The organism is Kitasatospora sp. Root107, from assembly GCF_001424875.1.
GTDB lineage: Bacteria > Actinomycetota > Actinomycetes > Streptomycetales > Streptomycetaceae > Kitasatospora.
The window spans coordinates 46,379-67,153 of sequence record NZ_LMCT01000038.1 but is presented as its reverse complement, the minus strand read 5'-3'; the positions used below and the strand labels follow the sequence as shown (position 1 = coordinate 67,153).

At 70.1% G+C, this 20,775-nt stretch carries 24 protein-coding genes and 2 pseudogenes; 12 read left to right on the top strand and 14 right to left on the bottom strand.

Annotation, left to right across the window (positions count from 1 at the left end):
• Window positions 1-24 precede the first annotated feature (24 nt).
• Window positions 25-585, top strand: coding sequence for a hypothetical protein (locus ASC99_RS27440; RefSeq protein WP_057236970.1), 561 nt, complete (start codon window positions 25-27; stop codon window positions 583-585).
• 140 nt (window positions 586-725) lie between these two features.
• Here the strand turns inward: ASC99_RS27440 and ASC99_RS27435 are convergent, their stop codons facing one another.
• Window positions 726-1,592 (bottom strand): GNAT family N-acetyltransferase, encoded by an 867-nt coding sequence (locus ASC99_RS27435; RefSeq protein ID WP_057236968.1) that lies wholly within the window; start codon window positions 1,590-1,592, stop codon window positions 726-728.
• Between the two features lie 91 nt (window positions 1,593-1,683).
• Between ASC99_RS27435 and ASC99_RS27430 the strand changes: the two genes are divergently transcribed.
• The gene (locus ASC99_RS27430) at window positions 1,684-2,376 is read left to right on the top strand and encodes a hypothetical protein (RefSeq protein WP_057236965.1); all 693 of its coding nucleotides are present in this window, start codon (window positions 1,684-1,686) and stop codon (window positions 2,374-2,376) included.
• On the opposite strand, the gene ASC99_RS41765 is transcribed toward ASC99_RS27430, so the two are convergent.
• From ASC99_RS41765 to ASC99_RS37785, 9 genes and pseudogenes are all read right to left on the bottom strand, one after another.
• The gene (locus ASC99_RS41765; protein ID WP_255359279.1) at window positions 2,373-2,507 is read right to left on the bottom strand and encodes a hypothetical protein; all 135 of its coding nucleotides are present in this window, start codon (window positions 2,505-2,507) and stop codon (window positions 2,373-2,375) included. The genes ASC99_RS27430 and ASC99_RS41765 overlap by 4 nt on opposite strands.
• Complete coding sequence (locus tag ASC99_RS27425) at window positions 2,504-3,649, bottom strand: radical SAM protein (RefSeq protein WP_057236963.1); 1,146 nt, start codon at window positions 3,647-3,649, stop codon at window positions 2,504-2,506. Before ASC99_RS27425 ends, ASC99_RS41765 begins: the two co-directional genes overlap by 4 nt.
• A 301-nt stretch (window positions 3,650-3,950) precedes the next feature.
• Window positions 3,951-4,193 (bottom strand): hypothetical protein, encoded by a 243-nt coding sequence (locus tag ASC99_RS27420; RefSeq protein ID WP_057236961.1) that lies wholly within the window; start codon window positions 4,191-4,193, stop codon window positions 3,951-3,953.
• A 37-nt stretch (window positions 4,194-4,230) separates the two neighbouring features.
• Window positions 4,231-4,386 (bottom strand): hypothetical protein, encoded by a 156-nt coding sequence (locus ASC99_RS38960; protein ID WP_157531782.1) that lies wholly within the window; start codon window positions 4,384-4,386, stop codon window positions 4,231-4,233.
• Window positions 4,383-4,553, bottom strand: coding sequence for a hypothetical protein (locus tag ASC99_RS38955; RefSeq protein ID WP_157531781.1), 171 nt, complete (start codon window positions 4,551-4,553; stop codon window positions 4,383-4,385). The genes ASC99_RS38960 and ASC99_RS38955 overlap by 4 nt, the downstream gene beginning before the upstream one ends.
• A 105-nt stretch (window positions 4,554-4,658) precedes the next feature.
• Entirely contained in the window at window positions 4,659-5,507 is an 849-nt protein-coding gene (locus ASC99_RS27415) for a helix-turn-helix transcriptional regulator (protein ID WP_057236959.1), read from the bottom strand.
• Between the two features lie 11 nt (window positions 5,508-5,518).
• A complete protein-coding gene (locus ASC99_RS27410) occupies window positions 5,519-6,037 on the bottom strand; it encodes a DUF6879 family protein (RefSeq protein ID WP_369824309.1) in 519 nt (172 codons plus the stop codon).
• 11 nt (window positions 6,038-6,048) lie between these two features.
• Entirely contained in the window at window positions 6,049-6,291 is a 243-nt protein-coding gene (locus ASC99_RS27405) for a hypothetical protein (RefSeq protein ID WP_057236957.1), read from the bottom strand.
• A 173-nt stretch (window positions 6,292-6,464) separates the two neighbouring features.
• Window positions 6,465-6,677, bottom strand: a pseudogene (locus ASC99_RS37785) (GH25 family lysozyme); the annotation flags it as partial.
• Between ASC99_RS37785 and ASC99_RS41225 the strand changes: the two are divergent.
• Complete coding sequence (locus tag ASC99_RS41225; protein ID WP_235502784.1) at window positions 6,631-6,840, top strand: hypothetical protein; 210 nt, start codon at window positions 6,631-6,633, stop codon at window positions 6,838-6,840. The pseudogene ASC99_RS37785 and the gene ASC99_RS41225 sit on opposite strands and share 47 nt — an antisense overlap.
• 121 nt (window positions 6,841-6,961) lie before the next feature.
• Complete coding sequence (locus tag ASC99_RS27395; RefSeq protein ID WP_057236953.1) at window positions 6,962-8,032, top strand: substrate-binding domain-containing protein; 1,071 nt, start codon at window positions 6,962-6,964, stop codon at window positions 8,030-8,032.
• Window positions 8,033-8,049: 17 nt separating this feature from the next.
• Here the strand turns inward: ASC99_RS27395 and ASC99_RS42295 are convergent, their stop codons facing one another.
• Genes ASC99_RS42295 through ASC99_RS27385 form a run of 3 tightly spaced genes read right to left on the bottom strand, consistent with a single transcriptional unit; the run spans window position 8,050 to window position 10,753 of the window.
• Window positions 8,050-8,436 carry a sugar phosphate isomerase/epimerase family protein gene (locus ASC99_RS42295; protein WP_369825179.1) on the bottom strand — a complete coding sequence of 129 codons (387 nt, stop codon included), beginning with the start codon at window positions 8,434-8,436 and terminating at the stop codon, window positions 8,050-8,052.
• Between the two features lie 26 nt (window positions 8,437-8,462).
• Entirely contained in the window at window positions 8,463-8,816 is a 354-nt protein-coding gene (locus tag ASC99_RS42290; RefSeq protein ID WP_369825176.1) for a hypothetical protein, read from the bottom strand.
• A 5-nt stretch (window positions 8,817-8,821) separates the two neighbouring features.
• On the bottom strand, window positions 8,822-10,753 hold the full coding sequence (locus tag ASC99_RS27385) for a DUF2264 domain-containing protein (RefSeq protein WP_057236951.1): 1,932 nt from the start codon (window positions 10,751-10,753) through the stop codon (window positions 8,822-8,824).
• A gap of 282 nt (window positions 10,754-11,035) precedes the next feature.
• Between ASC99_RS27385 and ASC99_RS27380 the strand changes: the two genes are divergently transcribed.
• The 8 genes and pseudogenes from ASC99_RS27380 to ASC99_RS37780 all read left to right on the top strand — a co-directional run.
• On the top strand, window positions 11,036-12,379 hold the full coding sequence (locus tag ASC99_RS27380) for an ABC transporter substrate-binding protein (protein ID WP_057236949.1): 1,344 nt from the start codon (window positions 11,036-11,038) through the stop codon (window positions 12,377-12,379).
• Window positions 12,376-13,320: a carbohydrate ABC transporter permease gene (locus ASC99_RS27375; protein ID WP_235502783.1), complete on the top strand. Its 945-nt coding sequence runs from the start codon at window positions 12,376-12,378 to the stop codon at window positions 13,318-13,320. Before ASC99_RS27380 ends, ASC99_RS27375 begins: the two co-directional genes overlap by 4 nt.
• Window positions 13,317-14,192: a carbohydrate ABC transporter permease gene (locus tag ASC99_RS27370; RefSeq protein ID WP_057236947.1), complete on the top strand. Its 876-nt coding sequence runs from the start codon at window positions 13,317-13,319 to the stop codon at window positions 14,190-14,192. The genes ASC99_RS27375 and ASC99_RS27370 overlap by 4 nt, the downstream gene beginning before the upstream one ends.
• A gap of 122 nt (window positions 14,193-14,314) precedes the next feature.
• Window positions 14,315-15,295, top strand: coding sequence for a hydroxyacid dehydrogenase (locus tag ASC99_RS27365; protein ID WP_057237003.1), 981 nt, complete (start codon window positions 14,315-14,317; stop codon window positions 15,293-15,295).
• Window positions 15,296-15,384: 89 nt separating this feature from the next.
• Entirely contained in the window at window positions 15,385-16,536 is a 1,152-nt protein-coding gene (locus ASC99_RS27360; protein ID WP_057236945.1) for a Gfo/Idh/MocA family protein, read from the top strand.
• A gap of 3 nt (window positions 16,537-16,539) precedes the next feature.
• The gene (locus ASC99_RS27355) at window positions 16,540-17,694 is read left to right on the top strand and encodes a dihydrodipicolinate synthase family protein (RefSeq protein WP_235502782.1); all 1,155 of its coding nucleotides are present in this window, start codon (window positions 16,540-16,542) and stop codon (window positions 17,692-17,694) included.
• On the top strand, window positions 17,691-18,518 hold the full coding sequence (locus tag ASC99_RS27350) for a sugar phosphate isomerase/epimerase (protein ID WP_200948445.1): 828 nt from the start codon (window positions 17,691-17,693) through the stop codon (window positions 18,516-18,518). The genes ASC99_RS27355 and ASC99_RS27350 overlap by 4 nt, the downstream gene beginning before the upstream one ends.
• Window positions 18,515-19,420, top strand: a pseudogene (locus ASC99_RS37780) (glycerate kinase); the annotation flags it as partial. The gene ASC99_RS27350 and the pseudogene ASC99_RS37780, both read left to right, overlap by 4 nt.
• Before the next feature lie 199 nt (window positions 19,421-19,619).
• Here ASC99_RS37780 and ASC99_RS27340 read toward each other — a convergent pair.
• Entirely contained in the window at window positions 19,620-20,690 is a 1,071-nt protein-coding gene (locus ASC99_RS27340; RefSeq protein ID WP_057236938.1) for a substrate-binding domain-containing protein, read from the bottom strand.
• Between the last annotated feature and the right edge of the window lie 85 nt (window positions 20,691-20,775).

The window sequence follows — 20,775 nt, the reverse complement described above, 5'->3', positions numbered from 1 at the left end:
GCACATCTATGCAACACTCCGGCGGTGACCAATCTCGCGGCTGAGTGGGCCGCCTCCATGGGCGACGTCCTGACGGATGTGCCGGACGTCGTGAAGTTCCTGCCGGGTTGGCTGGCCCTCCTTTTGTCGGGCTACCTGGCCCTGCGCACGTGGCGTACTCAGCGGCTCCGGAGGGCGCTTGGTCCGGACGGAGAAGCTGTGCGCGAAGCATTGGTCGACGCCCGTCGCCTGCTTGAGGAGGTCTGCACTCGCGGAGGGCAGCGAGTGCAGTGGTTCCAGAAGGACGAGCAGCGCGAGGTCGGCCGCGTGGTGCAGGACCTTGCCGACCGTGTAGGAGACAAGAAGCTGCGGCGCGCGATGACCGCTGTCGCCGGGACATGTGCCGAGGTTTTCGCGTTCGCCCCGCCGAATCGGATCATGGTCGCCGTAGCCGGACAGCCCGAACACCCGAGCCAGATCGAGCAGCGGAACCGGGATCAGGCACAGCTTGCCCAGCAGGTGGAGCGTGCGCACCAGGGGCGCGGCGAGGTGGCTACGGCTATTACCCGGTTGAACGTCGTGGAGCGCCGCGTCACGGGCCGCTAGATCGTCAGTTCCGTGTGGCGTTCGTGATCGTGGGGCTGACGCTGGCCGTCTTCTTTCTCGGCATGGTCATCGGCCAGCAGTTCGCCGACTGTCTGTAGAGGCGGCGACGCCTCATGGCCAGACATTTCGCCGGCAGCCGGTCAGGAGTAGACGAACCCGAGATCCGTCAGCCCCTCCGAGCGGCACAGGTGATCAGACGCACCGTCAATCTCGGTCTGTAGGAGCTGGTATGCCGCGCCGTGGTCCGCTCCCCACCGCATCGCGGCCCGCCACAGTGCCCGGCCATGTCTGTGGCCTCGGAAGTCGGGCAGTACACCGAAGTACTGCGGGAGTAGCCGCAGCTGCCCGGCGTGGTCGGTCATGGTCTCCATGGGCCCGATGGCCCCGCTCACCCGACCGTCGGACACGGTCACCAGAACCGGCCCGACCCCGCCAAGCTCCATGCGGGAGTGCAGGAACGCGAAGCCATCGCCGGAGAGCTTGTCGGCGAACTCCGGGAACGTGGCCTGTACGGCCGCCGGCTGGTCCTCCAGCGGCCGGACAGTGCCCACCTGGTCCGTGGTGCGCTCGGTGGCGAACTCGCGGAACTGGACCCTCGTACAGGCCACGCCCGACCGTGCCGGTTGGCCGGGAGCACCGAAACTGACTACCCGGGCCTTACCCGCGCCGTGCTCGGCAGCGAGCTTGGTCGCCAGCTCCGCGGCCTCCGCCAGGCCGCCCGGCTGGTCGCCGTACAGGTGAACCTTGACCGTGCCCGCACCGCGTCGGCTCAGTGTCGGGATGAGTGTCTGGCCGGGCCCGTGGTCGATGGCCAGTGGCAGCACGGTTTCGCCCTTCACCTCGGACCACCGCGCGTCCTTGTCGTACGGCAAGAACCGTTCCGTCCCAGCCACGGCGAGCACGTCGGCGAACAGCTCGCGGCCGAAGGTGGCGGGATGGATGGGGCCGAGTGTCGGCACGTACGGGACGGTCACCACCGGCCGCAGCCAGTCCCACTGGAGTTGCATGGCCGCACTTTACTCAATAGCGGTGACGTCTTCCGGCGAGTCGTCGAAGCTGGCGAGTAGAAGCCGAAGCCGTGCGTTAGCGTCTGCGGCCATGAAGGAGAACGTCACGCTGGTCGTGTCCGTGCTGGCGTTCTTGGTCAGCGTGGCAGCGGTGATCTATACCCACTTGCAGCTGAGCCTGGCACGGCGGATCAGACGCGAGCAGCTGGAACCGTTCGTGGTCGTGGACATTGCTCCTCACGGTCCAGGGTCTCAGATCCTGTGCCTGACGATCAGTAATACCGGGCCAACCGTCGCCCGAGACGTGAAGGTCCGTGTGAAGCCGGAACTTCGCACCAGCCTTGGCGCAGAGCAGGAGCGGGCACTAGCGCGGGCAACGAGCCGGACGATTCCCTCGCTCGCGCCGGGGCGGGTGATCTCCTACATGCTCGATACCGGCAACAGGCTCTACTGGGCCGACCCGCCGCTTCCGCTCCTGTACACCTTCGAGGTCTGCGCGCGCGGACCCTTCGGCGATGTCGAACCGCTCACGTACGTGATCGACCTGGAGGTCCTCAAGTTCACTGAGTTGAACGGCGAGACCACAGTCGGGCAGTTGACGAAGATCGCAGAGAATACCAAGAAGGCAGCCAGCAACCTGGAACAGCTGCGACGTGAGACCGAGTTGAGGCGTCCGTCGAAGCGCGCGCCAGGGAAGTGGACCATCAGGCATCTGATCGTGCGATGCCGAAGGCCCCGGTCGAGTGTGCGCCGGGGCCTACGGTTTCGTCACCGTTCGGGCTAGAACGGGTTGTCGTCACCTGCGTTGCAGGCGCACTTGGTGGACTCGGCGAGGTCGTCCAAGTCGTCCACCAACTCCACCTCCGTCACGCTCGCGCGGGTCGTGCTGAGCTGGACCAGGGTTACGGGGTTCATGCGGTCACCTCCTCTCGCGGTCGGCCGTGCTGGCAGTAACTTCCGAGTGGTGCCTTCGCCTCCTGGTAGAGCTTGGCCATGGGCCGGCAGACCCCGCAGGAGCCTGACAGCGTGCAGCCGGAGCACCCACCGGTGCGAAGCATGAGGGAATCGGCGATAGCGCCGAGCTTCCGCAGACCTTCGACGCCTTCGGCCATCAGGTCCACGTTCGGGTCGCGTCCGACCTTGCAGATCGACGCGACGCCGTACGGGTCGGAGTGGAAGAAGGTGTGGCCGGCGTTGCAGCCGGAGAACACCTTGCGCTGCCGCAGGTGTTTGGCCGACTGTGCGGGCAGTGTCTCCCCGCCCCCGTAGATCGTCGGGGCCATGTTGACGTACGAGTTGTGCTCAAGGCCCCAGTCCTCCGCCATGGCGACCATCGCGGCCTCCTCGTGGGCCGAGCGCTCGGTGACCACCAGGTTGAGGCGCATTGGGATGCCCGCCTCCAACGCGGCGGCCATGCCCTTCTGGAAGGTGGCGAACGACCCCTTCCGGCGGGTGAGGCCGTCGTAGCTGGCAGCGCTCGCGCCGTAGACGCTGACGACCACCCGGTACGCCGGGAGGGTGGTCAGCACGTCTAGGACCTTCGGCTGCCAAAGGCGCGAACCGTTGGTCGAGACCGTGATCAGCATGCCCAACTCGTAGGCCAGCGTGTAGGAGTCGGCGAAGTCGCGGTCCACGGTCGGTTCTCCGCCCGTGATCTGCAACCACAGCACCCCGACCTCCTGCATCGTGCGCAGGAGCTTCGCCTTGCCCTCCATGGACAGGCCCTCGAACTTCTTCTCACCCAGGTAGCAGTGCTCGCAGTCGTAGTTGCAGCCCAGGTTGATTTCCCAACTCGCCCGGCTGTACTGCGGATCGGCCTTCTCTCGGAGCAGGAGAAAGTTACTGGCCGGGACGCTCACAGGCAGGTCGAGTGCCCACCTCCGACGGGCTGCCTTGATCAGCCAGTACGGGGTCGTCTCTCCGGCTCTGGTGGTGCGCTCCAGCTCCGCGTACTGCTCCTGCGGGACCTTGATGCCGGCGGTACTGCCGGGGTGCACGATCAGGTAGTCATCCAGGAATCGACTGCCGATCAGCTGGTGCTTGGCTGTGGCGCTCACTGAATCCCCTCCCTGGGGCTGATAGCCCGGGACCTGTTCCGTGATGCTGCTGCCCACGCCGCGACGGCGCGGGATGATGCCCCGTCCGCGAGTGCTCTGCCGTTCTCGCCCGGGGACAGGAGTTCAGGTGTAGAGGCCCACTCGGTGGGCCCGGTAGACGACCATGGCCGCCAGGGCGAACAGGTCGCGCCCGGCCACGTCGGCGGGCACGTCCCCTCACCCGTGAGAGCAGCGGTGGTCCCGGGCGTCAGCAGAACCGGTTTCACGGGCAGCAGCCGCACCCGTCGCGGCCTCCGCTGCTTCACCGGGTCAACAGGCCGAGCAGCACGCCGAGAACGGCTGCTCCGGCTATCACGTAGGCCCAGGACTCGGCGCGCGATGTGTCGCCGGTACGGGCCCGCTCGCAGCCTTCCTGATACTTGGTCATCTGGTCGTCAGCCAGCACTTCTCCCAGCTCGGCGGCCGTGACTTCCGGCCGGTACGCGTCCCGGGGCGGGTGCGCGTCGAAGTACCCCGACTGCGGCCGGTCGTGGTGCACGGGCATGGGGATAGTTCCCTGGTCGAGTTGCGGAGACGGACGCTCACGGCCGCCAGCCCCGTCTAAGGTCCCGGAGCTGCGCGACGCTGGCTCGGAGCGTCTGCATGGTCTCGGACTCCGGCATGGGCTCAAGCGGGGGCTTGGCGTGGGCCTGGTCCTGGTCGTCGGGGGCCGGGGCGTTCGGCTGGTCGGCCGTCACGCCGCCTGCTGTTGGCTGTGGGGCCCGCCGTGCCGCTCCTGCATCAGCCGGGCGTCAGCCGCCTTGATGGTCGGGGCTTCGGTGGTCTGATGCTTCAACAGGGCAGCGATCCACTCGCACTCGACACACACCGCCACGATGGGCCCAGCCTCGTTGTTCTTCTCCACGGCTCCACTCCTCCGGATCGCTGAAACAGCGTCAACAGGACGGTAGAGACAGGGCGGAACGGGAGGCTACGAAGTTCTATGGGATTCCACGCAGGATTGCACCGGTCACCCGAGCGCAGCAATAGCCGATGTGATCAGCGCACGGGCGTCTGGCCCGTAGACGGCCTGCTCGGCCAGCTCTGCAAATGCCTCGGCGTACGCCGTGACCTCGCTCGGTTGAGTGATCGTCAGGTAGCCGGACACCAGCTCCACGTTCACCTGCGCGGCGTCGAAGATCCAGAAGCCTTCAACCGGCATTCGGGATCGGTCAAGCCCCATCGGCACCACGCCGAGGCTGACGTTCGGCAGGGAGCCGACCGTGGCCAGCTGGTTGAGCTGTCCGGTCATCACGTCCGCCCCCGCGAGGCAGGACCGTAGAACGGACTCCTCGATCAGGAAGGCGAATTGGTGGTCACCCTCGTACAGGATGTGCTGGCGTTCCATCCTGGCGGCCACGGCAGCATCCACGTCGTCCACCAGAACCCGCCGACGCTGAATCCCCCGCAGCACCGACGCCGTATAGCCCCGCGTCTGGAGCAGGCCAGGCACCAGCCAAGACGAGTAGGCTCGGAAACGGTGAGTGCGCTCGTACAGCGGACGCCGGGCCTCCTGAGCCTGCCTCAGCCCGGTGCGCTCCATGCGTCGCCACTCAACGAACATGCCTGCGACAGCGCGGACCGAGGCAATCAGGTCCGCCGCGCGGTCCTCCGCCCCGCAGGCCCGGCACCACTGGCGGATGTCGTCCTCGGAAGGCGGGGTGTGGCCGTTCAGCAGGCGCGACACCTTTGACGGGTACCAGCCGCAGGCGGCGGCCAACTCGCGTCCCTTGAGCCCGGATTCCCGCAGGGTCTCGCCGAGGCGGTCGGCGAGATCCTGGCGGGCGCGCTGAACGCTTGATGATGCAGAGACAGCCATGAGATCGCCGATCAGCCGGGACGGTACTCCGCGTGCGGCGTGGCCCGTTCCCAGGCAGCCTCACAGGCCACGATGTACTGCTTGGCCAGGGCCGGATCAACTCGAACCTCCATACCCGGCCCGGCCCACTGCCCCTCACCGGTGAAGTGATGCAGGATCACCACCTGGTCGTCCATCACCCAACCGTCCAGCCCTGGGAGCAGCAGATCACCCGCTCGGGACCGTGGTAGCCAGCGCACATCCTCGCCCGCCGCGACGTTGGGGAACGTCACGTCGTACTCGTAGCGGATGTAGTCGGTGACCGGCTCGGACACCACTCGGAGACGGCGCATGGCCACGCCTCGGCCGGTCGTCTCGACCACCACGTCCAGCCAAGACCGCCACCATGACTCGCGGTCGGCAGGGTCCAGCCGCTTGCCCTGCTGCCAGGCGATGAACTCCGGGTCGTCCAGCATGTAGTGGTCGCGCATCTCCAGATGCACCGCTGAGTGCTGCGCCTTCGCCAACTGCTCACGAACCGCCGTTGCCACCGTCGTTGACCTCACTCACTGTCGGGCCGAGGGATGAACTGAAGCATGTTGGCAGGGAGCCGGATCACGGTCTCGTGGTCGGGCACGTCGGTGGAATGCCCCGGAACGGAACCCACCTCCTGAGCCTCCCTCACGGTAGCTTCGTCCGCCTTGTAGGACTGAATAACCAGATCGCCGGTCACGTCGTCCAGCCAGATGGTCGGCGAGCCGTCATCAGGGGTGTTGGGGTAGATGCCGAGGAACTTCAGAGCCATCGCTGTCTCCCATGACGAACGGATTCCACGCGGTTCCATGACCATCTCGGACCTGATGATTGCGCGTCAAGACCACGTTCGGGTAAGCGCGATGGAGATCCCGACGAGGGGGCGGGTGCACACCGGTCGGTGCCAGGTTGGGCTGGTGCCGACCGGTGCGGGCCGGGAGGCGGTCAGCCCTTGGCGAGGGCTTGGAGGCGGTCGTAGGCGCCGTTGAAGTAGTTCTGGTCGCCGGGGAGGGTGCCGGAGTCGGCGTACTGCCAGATGGTCTGGTAGGACCAGCCCGCCGGGAGGGTGCCGACGGTGGAGGCGTAGCGGGCGATCCAGAGGGGGTTGGTGGTGCCGAAGCTGCTGTTGTTGCCCGTGCAACTTACCCACCAGTTGGTAGTGGAATGTACAGGCTTGTACCTCGTAGCTGACCTGCGAAAACGTCCGGAGGTAGCTATCTACGCAAAGCTGGCCTGGGGCCAGGAGATCAGCAAGCTCGGGCTGCACCCCCGCACGGAGATCATCGCCTGGGTGGCCGACCACCCGAAGAGTCGACCATGAGTGGGGCCCCGTTTCCGAGCATGCAGTCCCCTTTCCACCGTGTAGTCGATCGCACGTGACCGAGTGATACTAATTGGTCTGTACGCTGCGTCGCCTGCGCCGGGCGGGGAGAAGGGATGCCATGACCATCACTGCGGAGGAGCGGCGGGCTCGCATTCTCGAGGTCGTCCGTGAACTGGGCACGGTCCGGGTGATCGATCTGGCGGACCGGATCGGCATCGCCGCGGTCACCGTGCGGCGGGACGTGGCAGCGCTCGCCGAAAGCGGCGTGCTCCGTCGCTCGCACGGCTCGGTCTCCCTCCCGCAGGAGGCATCCGCAGCCCACTCCGGCGGCCGCGACCGGGTCATCGGCATGCTCGTGCCCACCTTCGGTTCCTACTTCGACGAGGTGATCGACGGAGCGCGCGCGGCCGCCGCGGCCGCCGGGGCCCGGCTGGTCCTGGGAATCGCCTCGTACGAGTCCGCGGACGACCGCGCCCAGGTGGATCAGCTGCTGGACTCGGGGCTCGACGGCCTGCTGCTGACCCCCAACTGGCACCCGGGCGCAGCCCCCGCCGACACGACCTGGGTCCAGGACCTGCCGGTGCCCGCTGTTCTGGTCGAGCGCCTCGCGCCGCCGGAGAGCGCCGCCGCCGGGCTGGACGCGGTCGGCTCCGACCACCACCACGGTGTCCTGCTGGCCCTGCGTCATCTGCTCGGGCTGGGGCACGAGTCGGTGCTGCTGGCCGCCCGTGAGGACACCTGGACGGCCCATCAGGTGCGAGCCGGCTATGAGGAGGGTGTGCGGTTGCTCGGGCTCAAGCCGCAGCCGGTGATCGACATCCACCGCCCCGGGCTCGACACGGAGATCATCGCCACTCGGATCGTCGAGGCCGTCGCCGAGGGCGTGCGGGCTGTCCTGGTCCACAACGACCAGGAGGCGATCCAGCTGGCGCCGCTGCTGCGCTCGCGCGGGCTGCACGCCCCCGAGGACCTGGCGCTGATCTCGTACGACGACGTCTTCGCCGCGCTGGCCGCGCCGGCCCTGACCGCCGTCGCCCCGCCCAAGCGGGCGGTGGGTGCGGAGGCGGTCGAACTGATGCTGCGTCGGATCGGCGGCGGGCCCGAGCTGCCCGTCCACCATGTCCGGCTGCTGCCGGCCTTGAAGATCCGCACGTCCTGTGGTGGTGCGCCGGAGGACGGGGCCGGCTGACCCGGTGGGTCAGGCGGTCAGTCCGTCAGTCGGTCGAGGAAGCGCGCGCCGGGCTCGAGCAGCCCTTCGAGCGGGGCGGCCGAGGGAAACCACGGTGCCTCGTACTCCCAGGACACCCAGCAGTCGCGGGGCAGCAGGGCGACGCACTCGGCGATGGGCAGGATCCCGGTGCCGAGTGGCAGCGGTGTGAGGTCGTGTGCTCCGGCGACGTCCTTGACCTGGACGTAGCCCAGGTACGGGGCGAGGGCGGTGTAGGACTGCGCGGGTGACTCGCCGGCCAGGTGAGTGTGCATCAGGTCCCAGAGCGCGCCGATGGACGGATGGTCGACCAGGTCGAGCACTCTGGCCACGTCTCGCCCGGCTCGGTGCGAGTCGTGGGTCTCCAGCAGGATCCGTACGCCCAGCTCCCGCGCGCTGTCGGCGACGGCCGTCAGCCGGCGGGCCGTTCGGCGGTGGGGCCGTCGCCGCCGTGCGGGAAGACGCGGAGGCTGTGGGCGCCGAGGTCGGCCGCGAGGCGGAGTTGGTCGCGGAGTGCGGTGATCAGGTCGTCGTCGTCGCCGGGGGCCGCGATGCCGAGGTAGCCGGCCACGCTCAGGGGGGTGATGCCGGTGGTGGTGAAGGCCGAGGCGGCGGCCGACCGTTCGGTGGCGGTCATCGCGGGGTGGATGGGCTCGCCGGCGTGGCAGCGGAGTTCCAGGCCGGCCCAGCCGTGCGCGGTGGCCGCGCGGAGGTGATCGGCGAGTGGGCGGCCGGGCAGGCCGAGGGTGGAGAAGGAGAGTGGCACGGCGCTCACTCCGAGGGGCGGACGGTGACGGTGACCTGGCCCGGGGCGAGTACGGCCTCGTACTCGGCGCCGTCGGGGCGGCGCACGTGGAGCCGGGTGCCGTCGGTGTGGACGTGGAGGTGGGGGAAGGGCCGGGATGCGGTTCGCGCGAGTCTGGACGCGCTGACGAACAGCGCGGCTCCCGTGTTCGTGCGGCCGGTCAGGACCGGCAGCGCGGCGGCCGGCCCGAAGGCGGTGCCGGTGGGCAGCGGGTGGGCGGTGGCGGCCGTGAAGCCGTCGATGTTCTGCAGTGCGGAGGTGAGCCGTGCCCCCTCCGGGTCGGCGGCAGTGCTCCAGGCGAGCAGGCCGTCCGTCCCGGTGTCGGTTTCGGTGCCCGCCACCGCCCAGCCACTGTGCCGTACCTCGGTGCCGGGTTCGGCACCGTTGACCAGGTGGGCGTGGATCTCGTCGGCTCCCGAGACGAGGACCAGCGAGGTGACGGTGACGCCGGGCAGTTCGTGGCCGCCGACGCGTGGACGGTGGAGGGAGGCGGCCCAGCCGTCCCCGGCACCGAGCGGGTGGATCCGCCCGCGTTCGCTGAGCTCCCCGCCGGTCACCAGGCCGAAGTGGTTGTCCGGGGGACCGTCGAAGGCCGGGCCGGTGGCGGTGGAGTGGGCGAGCCGGGCGTAGAGCGGGTTGTCGGGCAGTACCTGGTCGGCGGGCTGGTCGTCGCTGCCGTGGTTGTGGAGGCGGACCAGGCCGTCAGTGGTGGACTGGATCAGCCAGCCGGGCTGCGGCAGTGCCAGGACGGCGTCGGTGGTCTCCGCCGGGCCGGGTTCCTCGACGGCGGTCCAGACGGGGTGGTCGGCCGGTAGCAGCAGGCCCAGGAAGCCCTTGCTCGCCCAGTAGGGGGAGGCCGGGCCGGAGTACGTCTGGACCATCGGGTCGAAGCGGCCGAACCAGCCGAGCGGGAGCAGGCCGTCCGCGTCCACGGCGCCGCCGTCGAGGAAGTACCGCAGCGCGCCGGAGGCGAGGCGGCGGGTTGCGCCGGGGGTGAGCGGGGTGTGTCCGGTGAGTGCTCCCGCCCACAGCGGCGCGGCGGCGGCGAAGCGGTAGATGAGCGAGCGGCCCTGGTGCACGGGGGCGCCGTCGGCGCCGAAGGTACGGGCGTGACCCTCGAGGTGGGCGGCGAGCCGGGGGCCGTACTTGTCGAGGAGCTGCTGGTCGCCGCTGAGGTGGGCGTGCAGCAGGGGGTAGAGGTGGAGGGCCCAGCCGTTGTAGTGGTCGAAGGCACGCGGGCGGCCGTCGGTGTACCAGCCGTCGCCGAGGTACCACTGCTCGATCCGCTCCAGGCCGCGGTCCACCGCGCGCTGCGCGGAGCCGTCGTGGTCGAGCCCGGCGTCGACGAGGAAGGCGCCCACCATCGCGGGGAAGAGCCACCAGTTGTTGTCGACCGGTGAGGGCCGCAGGCCGGGGGCGAGCCAGGCGCGGACCTGTTCGCGGGTCTGCTCGTCCAGGGTGTCCCAGAGCCAGGGCCGGGTGAGCCGGAGTGCCACGGCGATCGAGGCGGCTTCCACCAGGGCTTGGGGGCGCAGGGCGATGTCCGGCCAGGAGACCTGGTCGCCGCCGGCGAGGTCGTGTTCGGCGGTCGGGGTCCGGGTGCCCGCCGCCAGACCCCGGGCGTACGCGCGCATCAGCCCGGCCGGGTCCGCTCCGTCGGCTCCGGTGACGCGGAAGGCGGCGAGCAGAAACGTCCTGGCGTAGCCCTCCAGGGCGTCCGAGCGGTGCCCGGAGAGGCTCGGCCGACTGCCGGGGAGGCTGATGAGCGCGTGCTCGGGGCCGGCGTGCGTCCGTACGGCGGCCAGCAGGGCATCCGCCACCGTCTCCCAGTGGGACCTGGTCCAGCCGGTGTGCGGGCTGAGCGATCGGTCCTCAGGGGGAAGCTCGAGCGAGGGCATGGCTGGGCTCCTTGGTCGGTTGCTGATCGAATCTAGGAAGAGGGAGATCACTCGTCAAGCATTATTGACCAAATGATCGGCCTCCTACACTCATCTGTGACCTGAATGCAGGTGGGCGCCCAGCGGCATCTGCTTTATGTAGTCACGATCAGATCACATCAGATCAAGTGATCCTCTGCTCTTGACTCTGATCGAAAGCGGTCGCAGGATAGCCACACCCGCCGACCGACCACTCGATGATCGGCAGATCCGGCACCCCGCCCCCTTCTCAGGAGCCGAGCCATGACCAGCACCCCCTCTTCCGCCCGCCGCAGAACCCGCCGCATCGCCACCGCGGTCGCCGCCTCCGCCTTCTCCATCGCGCTCGTCGCGGGCTGCGGCAGCGGCGGCGGGGACAGCGCCACCCCCGCCGCCGACGGGCAGCCGGTCACCATCACCTTCTGGGGCTGGGCGAAGGGTACCCAGGAGGTCGTGAACGCGTTCAACGCCTCGCACAAGAACGTCCAGGTCAACTTCGAGTCGATCCCCTCCGGCGTCGCCGGCGGCTACGCGAAGATCTCCAACGCGGTGAAGGCGGGCAACGCACCCGACCTGTTCAACACCGAGTACGGTCAGCTGCCGGACTTCGTCAGCCAGGGCGCCGTGCAGGACATCACCAAGCTGCTCAACGCCGACCTGAAGGCCAAGTACCTGCCGCAGTCGGTGGAGCTGACCACCCTCGGCGGCAAGAGCTGGGCGCTGCCGCTGGACGCCGCTCCGCAGGCCTTCTTCTACCGCAAGGACCTGTTCGAGAAGGCCGGCATCACCAGCCCGCCGAAGACCTGGGACGAGTACCGCGCCGACGCGGAGAAGCTCAAGAACGCCGTCCCCAACAGCCGCATCGGCACCTTCTTCCCCGACGACCCGAGCACCTTCGAGGCGCTGTCCTGGCAGAACGGGGCGCACTGGTTCACCGGCGTCAGCGACACCTGGCGCGTGGAGCTCAACGGGAACGACACCAAGCGCGTCACCGACTACTGGCAGAAGCTGCTGTCGGACGACCTGGTCCGCGTCCAGCCCTCGTTCAGTCAGCAGTGGACCGCCTCGCTGCAGAAGGGCGAGACCGCCGCCTACCTCGGCGCAGCCTGGGGCGGCGGCGTCCTCAAGGGCACGGTGCCGGACGCCTCCGGCAAGTGGGCCGTCGCGCCGGTCCCGACCTGGGACGGCAAGCCCGCCAGCGGCATGCTCGGTGGCACCACCTTCGCGGTCTCCAAGGACAGCAAGAAGGCCAAGGCCGCGCTCGAGTTCGCTCAGTGGGCCACCACGACCCCCGAGGGCATCCAGGCCCGGATCTCCTCCGGCACCTCCTCGATGTTCCCGGCCGCTCCGGCGCTGGTGCCGGTCGCCAAGGCGGCCTTCAACACCGACTTCTACGGCGGCCAGGACATCTACTCGGTCTTCAGCGCCGCAGCCGAGTCCATCAAGCCGAACTGGCAGTGGGGGCCGGCCATGGCCGCCACCAACAGCTCGGTCAAGGACGCGTTCGGCAAGCTGGGCCAGGGTGGCACCATCCAGGCGGCCATCGACGCCGGCCAGCAGGCCACCGTCGCCGAGATGAAGAACCGCGGACTCAAGGTCTCCGAGTGACTCGGCACATCCTCCGCACCACGTCCTCCCGCGCCGTCACCGTCAGGCGGCGCGGGAGGAGCGGGGCCCCCGCCGTCCTGCTGGCCCCGTTCCTGATCCTCTTCACCGCCTGCACGCTGATCCCGATCGGCTACGCGGTCTACCTGAGCCTGTTCAGCGAGCGCCGCTCCGGCCTCGGCTTCGGTGGCAGCACGAGCGTCTTCACCGGGCTCGGCAACTACACCCGGGCGCTGACCGACCACGCCTTCCTGGACGGCTTCGCGAACATCGCCCAGTACTGCCTGGTCTACATCCCGGTGATGGTCGGCTTCTCGCTGCTGCTGGCGCTGCTGCTCGACTCCACGCTCGCGCGGGCCCGCCGGTTCTTCCAGCTGGCACTGTTCATGCCGCACGCGGTGCCCGGCATCATCGCCGCGCTGATCTGGATGTACCTCTACACCCCCGGCATCAGCCCCGTCATCGACGCGCTCAACGCCGCGGGCACCCAGGCCGACATCCTGGGCCACCCGCTCGCCGCGGTGGTCAACATCGCGGCCTGGGAGTGGACCGGCTACAACATGGTGATCTTCTACGCCGCGCTGCAGGCCATCCCGCGCGAGGTGCTGGAGGCGGCCGTGGTGGACGGAGCCGGGCCGCTGCGCACCGCGTTCAGCGTCAAGATCCCGCTGATCCGGGCCTCGCTCACGATGGTCGGCCTGTTCACCATGATCGGCTCGCTCCAGCTGTTCACCGAACCGATGATCCTGCACGGCACCGCACCCGGCGTGACCAGTGCCTGGACCCCCAACATGTATGCCTACACGGCCGCCTTCGAACGCGGTGACTACGGCCTGGCCGCCGCGTCCTCCGTCCTGCTCGCCGTCGTAGCCGCCGCCCTCTCCCTCATCGTCACCCGGATCAGCCGCAGCCGATCCGACCGACGAACGGAGGTCACCCGATGAAGTCCCCCACCCGCCCCCGCCAGTCCGTACGCCGCCGCCCCTGGACGCTCTCCAAGACCGCGGTCAACGGCGCACTGGTGCTGGCCACCGTCTACACCCTGCTGCCGCTGGGCTGGCTGCTCACCGCCGCCGCCAAGAACACCGGCGATCTGCTGGTCGGCAACACACTCACCCCCGACCGCTGGCACCTCGGCGAGAACCTCCAGCACCTGGTCGCCACCAACGACGGCATCTACTTCCGCTGGTACCTCAACTCCCTGCTGTACGCGGGTCTGGGGGCCCTGCTCTGCGCGTTCGTCTGCGTCTGCGCCGGCTACGCGTTCGAGGTCTACGCCTTCCGCGGCAAGGAGAAGCTCTTCGGGCTGGTGCTGGTCGGCGTCCTGGTCCCCACCACGGCCACCGCCCTGCCGATGTACCTGCTCGCGTCCGAGATCGGCATCGTCAACACCTTCTGGGCGGTCTTCCTGCCCTCGCTGGTCTTCCCCTTCGGGGTCTACCTGTCCCGGGTGTTCTGCGCCGGGTACATCCCCGGGGAGGTGCTGGAGGCGGCCCGGATGGACGGCGCCGGCGAGCTGCGCACCTTCTGGTCGATCGGGCTCAAGATGGTGATGCCCGGCTTCGTCACGGTGTTCCTGTTCCAGTTCACCGCGATCTGGAACAACTTCTTCCTGCCGCTGGTGATGCTCTCCGACAACCGGCTCTTTCCGGTCAGCCTCGGCCTGTACAGCTGGAACACCGAGACCCACGCCTTCCCCGAGTACTACCCGCTGGTCGTCACCGGCTCACTGCTCGCCGTTCTCCCGCTGGTCATCGCCTTCGTCGCCCTCCAACGGCACTGGAAGGCCGGACTCACCGCCGGCAGCGTCAAGTGACCACGCCGATAGCTCACTTCGAAGAACGTCTGGAGAACCGAGTGCCTCACCAGCAGACCGTGTCCACCAGCGCCGCCACCGCGGCGCCACCGGTCGGCCGACGGCCCCGAGCGCTGCTCGCCATGCACACCCGCCTCGCACCGCAGCTGCTCGACCCCCGCACGATGAGCCGCCTCTGCGACCTCGCCAGGTTCGATCCTGCCCTGGTGGTCGACGACTTCAGCACACCCGAGGCGCTCGCCGCGCTCGCCGACACCGAGGTGATCATCTCCAGTTGGGGCTGCCCGCCGATCGACGAGGACGTCCTGGCCGCCGCCCCGAACCTGCGCGCGGTGATCCACGCCGCCGGATCGGTCAAGCACCACATCACCGACGCCTGCTGGCAGCGCGGCATCCAGGTCACCTCGGCCGCCTGGGCCAACGCCCTCCCGGTCGCCGAGTACACCGTGGCCGCCGTGCTCTTCGCCAACAAGCAGATCCTCCGGCTGGCCGCCGACTACCGGGAGCACCGCACCCCCGGCGACTGGACCGAGACCTACCCGGCCATCGGCAACTACCGCCGCATCGTCGGCATCGTCGGCGCCTCCCGGATCGGCCGCCGCGTCATCGAACTGCTCCGGCCGTACGACCTGGACCTCCTGCTGCACGATCCGTACGTGGACGCCCAGCAGGCCACCGCCCTCGGCACCCGGCCAGCCGATCTCGACGAACTCTGCGAGCTCAGCGACGTCGTCAGCATCCACGCGCCCGAACTCCCGGGAACCCGGCACCTGATCGACCGCCGACGGCTCGCCCTGATGAAGGACGGCGCCACGCTGATCAACACCTCCCGAGGCTCGCTGATCGACCAGGACGCCCTGATCGAGGAACTGACGGCAGACCGCCTCAACGCCGTGCTCGACGTCACCACCCCCGACGTGCTGCCCGCCGACTCACCGCTCTACGACCTGCCGAACGTGCTGCTCACCCCGCATGCGGCCGGCTCCCTCGGCAGCGAACTGCACCGGATGGCCGCCGCAGCGGCGGACGAACTCGCCCGCTACACCGCCGATCTGCCCTTCGCCCACCCCGTCCTGCCGCAGGACATCCACCGCAGCGCCTGAACGGCCGTCACCCTCCGCTGAGACCCGGACGAGACTCCACACCGCCCGGGTGAGCGCCCACCATCTACGACAAGAGGAGCACCAGCCCCATGCCCCGAACAGTGATCGGCATCGTCATGAACGGTGTCACCGGCCGGATGGGCTACCGCCAGCACCTGGTCCGGTCGATCCTGGCCATCCGCGAACAGGGCGGCCTCGCCCTGGAGAACGGCGAGGTCCTGTGGCCCGAACCCATCCTGGTCGGCCGCAACGAGCTCAAGCTCAAGGAGCTGGCCGAACGGCACGACCTGGCGCACTGGACCACCTCGCTCGACGACGCGCTCGCCCACCCCCTCGCCAAGGTCTACTTCGACGCCCAGGTCACCCCGGCCCGCGAGCAGGCCATCCGCACGGCCATCGCCGCCGGCAAGCACATCTACACCGAGAAGCCGACCGCCGAATCCCTCGACGCCGCCCTGGAATTGGCCCGCCTGGCCCGCGCGGCCGGAGTGTGCAACGGCGCGGTCCAGGACAAGCTCTTCCTGCCCGGCCTGCTCAAGCTCAAGCGCCTGGTGGACAGCGGCTTCTTCGGCCGGATCCTGTCGGTGCGCGGCGAGTTCGGCTACTGGGTCTTCGAAGGCGACCAGCAGGCGGCCCAGCGCCCGTCCTGGAACTACCGCGCCGAGGACGGCGGCGGCATGATCCTCGACATGTTCCCGCACTGGCAGTACGTGCTGGAAGGCATCATCGCCCCGATCCGCTCGGTCTACGCCCACACCGCCACCCACATCCCCGAGCGCGTCGACGAGCAGGGCAAGCCCTACCCGGCCACGGCCGACGACGCGGCCTACGGCATCTTCGAGCTCGACGGCGGCATCACCGCGCAGATCAACTCCTCCTGGGCCGTCCGCGTCGACCGGGACGAGCTGGTCGAGTTCCAGGTCGACGGCACCGAGGGCAGCGCGGTCGCCGGACTGCGCAACTGCCGCTTCCAGCACCGCGCCGCCACCCCGAAGCCGGTCTGGAACCCCGACCTGCCGGTCACCGAGTCGTTCCGCGACCAGTGGCAGCAGGTGCCCGACAACGGCGAGTTCGACAACGGCTTCAAGGTGCAGTGGGAACTCTTCCTGCGTCATGTGGTCACCGGCTCCGAGTACCGCTGGGACCTGCTGGAGGGCGCCAAGGGCGTCCAGCTCGCCGAGCTCGGCCTGCGCTCGGCCGCGGAGGGCCGCCGCCTCGGCGTCCCGGAGCTGGAGATCTGAGCCATGGACCCGATGAGCCTCCTGGCGGCCAACGAGTGCCTGCCCCCGCGCCCCCGATCTGAGACGGCAGCGAAACCTGCCTCGGCACCGCCCGGCCGGATCGCCTACGCCGCCGCCCACGTGGTGGCCGACCCCCGCGGCGAGAACGCCCCCGGCGCGCCCGCCGCCGTCGACTGGGACACCACCCTCGCATTCCGCCACCACCTCTGGTCGCTCGGGCTCGGCGTCGCCGACGCGATGGACACCGCGCAGCGCGGGATGGGCCTGGACTGGGCCGCCACTCGCGAGCTGATCACCCGTTCCGGCGCCGAGGCCCGCGCGGTGGGCGGGCGGCTCGCCTGCGGGGTCGGCACCGACCAACTGACCGCTCCGGACGCGTCGTTGCCGCAGATCCTGGCCGCCTACGAGGAGCAGCTCGCCGTCGTCGAGGCGGCCGGTGCGCAGCCGATCCTGATGGCCAGCCGCGCGCTGGCCGCCGCCGCCCGTGGCCCGGAGGACTACCTCGCGGTGTACGGGAAGCTGATCGGGCAGTCCGCGCAGCCGGTGATCCTGCACTGGCTCGGCGAGATGTTCGACCCGGCGCTGGCCGGGTACTGGGGCTCGGCCGACCTCGACCAGGCCACCGCCACCGTCCTGGCGCTGATCGGTGAGCACCCGGACCGGATCGACGGCATCAAAGTGTCGCTGCTGGACGCCGACCGCGAGGTCGCGCTGCGCCGGGCCCTGCCCGAAGGAGTGCGCCTGTACACCGGGGACGACTTCAACTATCCGCAGCTGATCCGCGGCGACGAACTCGGGTACAGCCACGCCTTGTTGGGAATCTTCGACCCGATCGCCCCGGTCGCGGCCGCCGCTCTGCGCGCGCTGGACGCCGGGGACCTGGGCCGGTACGACGCGCTGATGGCCCCGACGCTGCCGCTGGCCCGGCACCTGTTCGCCGCGCCGACCTTCCACTACAAGACGGGCATCGTCTTCCTGGCCTGGCTGGCGGGGCACCAGGACCACTTCACCATGGTCGCCGGGGCGCAGAGCGGGCGTTCGGTCCCGCACCTGATCGAGCTGTTCCGCCTCGCGGGACCGGCCGGCATCCTGCCGGACGCGGAGCTCGCCGCCCACCGGATGGGCCGGTTCCGTGCCGTCGCGGGGGTGGGATCGTGAGCCGGCTGTCGCTGAACCAGATCACCACCAAGAACTGGAGCCTGCCCGAGGCCGTCCGGGGCTGCGTCGAGGCCGGGATCCCTGCGATCGGACTGTGGCGGGACAAGGTCGCCGAGGTCGGTGTCGAGCGGGCCGCGGCGCTGGTGCGGGACGCTGGGCTCGCCGTGAGCACGCTGTGCCGGGGCGGGTTCCTCACCGCCACCGACCGGGACGGGCGCCGGGCCGCGCTGGCCGAGAACCTCCGTGCGCTGGAGGAGGCGGCCGAACTCGGCACCGACACGCTGGTGATGGTGGTCGGCGGGCTGCCCGACGGGGATCGCGACCTGCCCGGGGCGCGGTCGAGGGTGGCCGCTCTGCTGGCCGAACTGGCCCCGCACGCCGGTGATCTGGGGGTCCGGATGGCGATCGAGCCGCTGCACCCGATGTTCTGCGCCGACCGCGCTGTGGTCTCCACCCTCGGCCAGGCCCTCGACCTGGCCGAGCTGTTCCCGGCCGAGCAGGTCGGTGTCGTGGTCGACAGCTACCACGTCTGGTGGGATCCGCAGCTGGCCGAGCAAATCGCCCGGGCCGGTGCGGGTGGGCGGATCGCCTCGTACCAGGTCTGCGACTGGACGCTGCCGCTGCCCGCCGACGCCCTGCTCGGCCGTGGCCACGTCGGCGACGGCCACATCGACTTCCGGTCCCTGACCGACCAGGTCACCGCCGCCGGCTACACGGGCTGGATCGAGGTCGAGATCTTCAACGAGGACGTCTGGCAGGCGCCCGGCGAGCAGACCCTGCGCACCATGATGGAGCGTCATCTCGCGCATGTGGTGGCCCCGTGAGGGTGGTGATCGCCCCTGACTCATTCAAGGGCACCGTGACGGCCGCCGACGCGGCCCGGGCGCTGGCCGAGGGCTGGCGCTCCATCAGACCGGACGATCAGCTGATGATGCGTCCGATGGCCGACGGCGGCGAGGGCACTCTCGCCGCCGTCGCGGCCGCCCACCCGGGAACTACCCTGCACCGGGTGGGCGGCTGTACCGGCCCCGACGGCCGTCCCGTCGACGGGGAGTACGCGCTGCTCCCGGACGGCACCGCCGTGGTCGAACTCGCCACCGTCAGCGGCCTGCCGCTGATGGCGGAACTCGCCCCGCTCACCGCCACCACTCGGGGCACCGGTGAGCTCATCGCCGCCGCCCTCGACCAGGGCGCGCGGCGCGTGATGGTCGCTCTCGGCGGTTCCGCCTCCACCGACGGCGGTGCCGGCCTGCTGGGGGCCCTCGGCCTGCGACTGCTCGACGCCGACGGTGTCCCCCTGCCCGATGGCGGGGGCGCGCTCCCGCGAGCCCGTTGGGTCCATCGGGGCGAGTTCCGGGCCGCCCCCCGCGATGGCGTCCAACTGCTCACTGACGTGGGCAATCCCCTGCTCGGCCCGGAGGGTGCGGCCGCCGTGTACGGTCCGCAGAAGGGCGCAGGTCCAGCCGACGTCGAGCAGCTCGAACGGGGACTGACCCGGCTCGCCGAGCTGCTCGGCGGTGACCCGGCCCAGCCCGGCGCCGGTGCGGCCGGGGGCACCGCGTACGGCCTGACGGCCGCCTGGGGCGCCGTCGTCACGCCCGGGGCGGCTGCGGTCGCCGAGTTGCTCGGGCTGGACGAGGCGCTGGCGGACGCGGACCTGGTCATCACCGGCGAGGGCAGGTACGACGCCACCAGCCTGCTCGGCAAGGTGGTGGGGGAGGTAGTGCGCCGCGCCGACCGGGCCGGAGTCAGTGCGTCGATCGTCGCCGGGGAGTCCGCGGACGAGGACGTCCTGACTCTCACCCGGCTCGCCGGAGACCCGGCGGCGGCCCGTGACCACGCGTCCCGCTGGCTCCGCAGGGCCGGCGCGCTCCTGGCTCATGAGGCGATCCGCACCGCCCTGGCGTCTGAGCTCCCGTCCGGCTTCAGCTCTCGCCGCCGCAGGACCCGCGGACCTTCAGGCCCGGCAGCAGCCCGATCCGGCGGGCGGGCAGGGACGAGCCGTGGTCGAGGCGCCGCAGCAGCAGCTCCGCGGCTGCGGCGCCGACGGCGCGCTTGGGCGGGGCGACGGCCGTCAGCGCGGGGGCGGCGAGAGCGGCGTACACGTCGTCGTAGGAGACCAGGGCGAGTTCGTCCGGGATCCGAAGGCCGCGGGCGCGCAGGAGTGGCGGCAGTTGGATGGCGTCGTGGTCGTTGTGGACCAGCACGGCCCTTACACCCGACGCGGTCGAGGCGGCGATCCGGTCCGCGAGCGTCTCGATGTTGCCCCGGCCGGGGGCCGGATCGAGTGCCTGCATGCCGATGACCGGCTGTGGTTCGAGGCCGAGCAGTCGTACGGCCTCGGTGTAGCCCGTGCGCACCTGGTGGGAGGTCCAGGTGTCGTCACGGGCGGCCAGCATCACGGAGCGGTGGCCGAGCGAGGCGAGGTGGCGCAGCGCGAGCAGGACGCCGTGGTGGTGGTCCGAGCCGACGGCGTCCAGTGCGGCGCCGGGGCCGGCGGGGGAGGCCCAGCGTTCCACCAGGACCGCGGGTACCGGCAGTTCGTCGAGCCAGCCGAAGTCCTCCTGGGATCCGTCGGGGAGCCAGTTGGGAGTGAGCATCAGTCCGCCGACACCGGTCTCCAGCAGCCGCTCGGTCTGGACGCGGTCGTCCCCCGCCCCGTAGGGGGCGATGCCGAGGACCAGTCGTGCGCCTGCTTCTGCGATGGCGGCGCGGGCGCCGGCGATCACCTCGTCGAAGTAGGAGCCGACGGTGGGCACCAGCATCCCGATCACTCGTTCGGGGGTGTCGGGGATGTCGGCTCGGGACCCGTCCGGCAGCGAGACAGCTCCGTGCGAGCGGCGCACCAGTCCTTCGTTGGCGAGGGCGGCGATGTCACGCCGGACGGTGACTGCGGGGATACCGAGGTGTCCGGCCAGGTCCACCACGCGCATGGTGCCGAGTTCTCGTACCGCGTTCACGATCCACGCGCGACGGACCTCGGTTGAGATGGCCATGTGCTCCCCTTCGATGGCAGAGACGGGATCCGCCCTGATCAAGTTTTACCATTCGATCGTATTTAGATCAAAGGGTCAACTCTCT

What these genes read in the sequence shown, in the direction of transcription:
- ASC99_RS27380 (WP_057236949.1), top strand. Translation starts at nt 11,036, where the DNA reads ATGACCAGCACCCCCTCTTCCGCCCGCCGCAGAACCCGCCGCATCGCC.
- ASC99_RS41765 (WP_255359279.1), bottom strand. Translation starts at nt 2,507, where the DNA reads ATGAACCCCGTAACCCTGGTCCAGCTCAGCACGACCCGCGCGAGCGTG.
- ASC99_RS27415 (WP_057236959.1), bottom strand. Translation starts at nt 5,507, where the DNA reads ATGGCTGTCTCTGCATCATCAAGCGTTCAGCGCGCCCGCCAGGATCTC.
- ASC99_RS27430 (WP_057236965.1), top strand. Translation starts at nt 1,684, where the DNA reads ATGAAGGAGAACGTCACGCTGGTCGTGTCCGTGCTGGCGTTCTTGGTC.
- ASC99_RS27435 (WP_057236968.1), bottom strand. Translation starts at nt 1,592, where the DNA reads ATGCAACTCCAGTGGGACTGGCTGCGGCCGGTGGTGACCGTCCCGTAC.
- ASC99_RS27360 (WP_057236945.1), top strand. Translation starts at nt 15,385, where the DNA reads ATGCCCCGAACAGTGATCGGCATCGTCATGAACGGTGTCACCGGCCGG.
- ASC99_RS27370 (WP_057236947.1), top strand. Translation starts at nt 13,317, where the DNA reads ATGAAGTCCCCCACCCGCCCCCGCCAGTCCGTACGCCGCCGCCCCTGG.
- ASC99_RS27385 (WP_057236951.1), bottom strand. Translation starts at nt 10,753, where the DNA reads ATGCCCTCGCTCGAGCTTCCCCCTGAGGACCGATCGCTCAGCCCGCAC.
- ASC99_RS27395 (WP_057236953.1), top strand. Translation starts at nt 6,962, where the DNA reads ATGACCATCACTGCGGAGGAGCGGCGGGCTCGCATTCTCGAGGTCGTC.
- ASC99_RS27420 (WP_057236961.1), bottom strand. Translation starts at nt 4,193, where the DNA reads ATGCCCGTGCACCACGACCGGCCGCAGTCGGGGTACTTCGACGCGCAC.
- ASC99_RS27365 (WP_057237003.1), top strand. Translation starts at nt 14,315, where the DNA reads ATGCACACCCGCCTCGCACCGCAGCTGCTCGACCCCCGCACGATGAGC.
- ASC99_RS27355 (WP_235502782.1), top strand. Translation starts at nt 16,540, where the DNA reads ATGGACCCGATGAGCCTCCTGGCGGCCAACGAGTGCCTGCCCCCGCGC.
- ASC99_RS27405 (WP_057236957.1), bottom strand. Translation starts at nt 6,291, where the DNA reads ATGGCTCTGAAGTTCCTCGGCATCTACCCCAACACCCCTGATGACGGC.
- ASC99_RS27340 (WP_057236938.1), bottom strand. Translation starts at nt 20,690, where the DNA reads ATGGCCATCTCAACCGAGGTCCGTCGCGCGTGGATCGTGAACGCGGTA.